This is a genomic window from Pararcticibacter amylolyticus, assembly GCF_003130405.1.
Lineage (GTDB): Bacteria > Bacteroidota > Bacteroidia > Sphingobacteriales > Sphingobacteriaceae > Arcticibacter > Arcticibacter amylolyticus.
On sequence record NZ_QEAS01000070.1, the window covers coordinates 1 to 1,440 of the forward strand.

The 1,440-nt window shown below is 41.7% G+C and carries 3 protein-coding genes; all 3 read left to right on the forward strand.

Features of this window, described 5'->3' with window-relative positions; genetic code table 11:
• A partial coding sequence (locus DDR33_RS26175) for a hypothetical protein (RefSeq protein WP_109418509.1) occupies positions 1-540 on the forward strand: 540 nt, incomplete at its 5' end.
• A 52-nt stretch (positions 541-592) separates the two neighbouring features.
• Entirely contained in the window at positions 593-1,060 is a 468-nt protein-coding gene (locus DDR33_RS25070; RefSeq protein ID WP_109418510.1) for a hypothetical protein, read from the forward strand.
• Positions 1,061-1,198: 138 nt separating this feature from the next.
• The coding region (locus DDR33_RS25075) for a hypothetical protein (RefSeq protein ID WP_146198881.1) at positions 1,199-1,440 on the forward strand (242 nt) is incomplete at its 3' end.

The window sequence follows — 1,440 nt, forward strand, 5'->3', positions numbered from 1 at the left end:
ATTGGCAAGCTCTATTATGATGCACAGGGGAAACCGACTACGATCGCCGGGATCAGTGGTTTTGCCGTGACGATATTCGTGGGGAATAGTAAGAAGAATAATGTGGGGGCGAGTTCGGGGGAATCAGGGAACTTAGAATTAGCAAATAATAGCTTTGATATTGATAGATCTGTTGATTATCTTAATGATCATGCATTTCCCAAATATGACAGAAAGACGTGTGGGCATTGTGCTTTTGCGGTAAGAATGGCGCTGGAAGCAGGGGGAATTAACACCAGTAACCATCCGGGGTCCGCCAGGCAATATGCTCCCTACCTAATTCGCTGGGGATTCAGCACAACAAGTGCAGATGGATATTCAGCAAAGAAAGGTGATATTAGAGTCTTTCAACCGTATCCGAATGGAAGCCCTCATGGACATATTGATATGTTCAATGGTAATCAATGGATATCAGATTTTAAAGAAAATGGAAATTGGCCTGGATATGGTTATGAAAGATGGAAACCCAGTTACGAAATATTTAGATGGGCAACACCTTAATCAATCTAACAAGAATACACTTTAAGAAAGTAGACAATAAAAAAACAAGGTTATGAAAGCGATAGTACTCTTTATTATGATTTGCACATTATTATTAGGAAAAACTAGTTGTGCAAATACTCAAAACGATATTTTTGAAAGGCAATCCATTGAAATGCTAAAAGAATTTTACACTGCTTATAATACCGCATGGGTAACTGCTCCAACTCCTCAGATTTTAGTAAAAAAATTGGACTCATTACAACAAATATATTGTACACTTCAGTTAAGAAAAGAATTAAAAATAGAATTTAAGAAAGCTGGTCTAGACCATGATATATTGTTGAACGACCAAGGGACAGACGTTGAACATTTGAAAACTTTAAAGGTTAGTAAAGACTCTGCTAAGCTTAATGATTATATAGTATCTTATATAGCTCCGACAGCAGATCCCTCTAATAAACCTATTAAAGTAAAAGTTGTTATTTATGTGACCGTTTTGAAAGAAGGAGGACACCCTAAGATAGCGTCTGTGCGATAATTTTGCTGTTTATGGTGAAATAGAAGATGGAGGAGAATACTTTGAGAGGGTAATGACCCTCTGGGGGACAAGAAGCTGGAGGCGCTGCCACCGCATGGAGGAGGGAATAGTGGAGGAGGTACCATTGATGTGATCAGCATGATGCTGAACTCGGCCTTCGGGGGAAGCTGGACACCGGACGGAGGGTTCAGCTACTTCGGTTCTGAAACGGATGCTCTCTATGAAGGTGCAGAATACATCTCGGCCACAGGCTCATGGGGCGGGTTCTGGGGCATGGCCCGGACGTTTGAACAGGCGGCTACGCGTTTCAACAATGATCCGATGCGGATCGGTAAACCGGTCGTGTCACGCACGAGCGAGGGATACATAACCATTGGCAA